1 protein-coding gene is annotated in these 278 nt (G+C 40.6%); it reads right to left on the reverse strand.

Going from position 1 to position 278, the window contains the following annotated elements:
* A partial coding sequence (locus SB724_RS19870) for an MBL fold metallo-hydrolase (RefSeq protein ID WP_410572531.1) occupies positions 1-278 on the reverse strand: 278 nt, incomplete at both ends.

Genomic DNA, 278 nt, shown 5'->3' on the forward strand with positions numbered 1-278 from the left:
GCCAAAGTTAAAGTAAATATCGCCCATGTGCACAATATTATCATTATTGAAAAAAATCACCGCATCGCCATCGGTATGGGCATGTTGATAATGCACAACATGCGCTTGCTCATTATTAAAGTGCAGTGTTAAATCATCACCAAAACTAATTCGTGGTAGGTAATCCGACCCTTCGCCATGTTTTTCTTTTAGGCGTTTATGTACATTATTGTGGGCAATAACATGGGCTCCGGCTTTAGCAAAGTTTTCGTTACCACCGGTGTGATCGCCATGATGAT

The sequence above is a fragment of the Bacillus sp. SIMBA_031 genome (assembly GCF_046535225.1).
Taxonomy (GTDB): domain Bacteria; phylum Bacillota; class Bacilli; order Bacillales; family Bacillaceae; genus Bacillus; species Bacillus velezensis.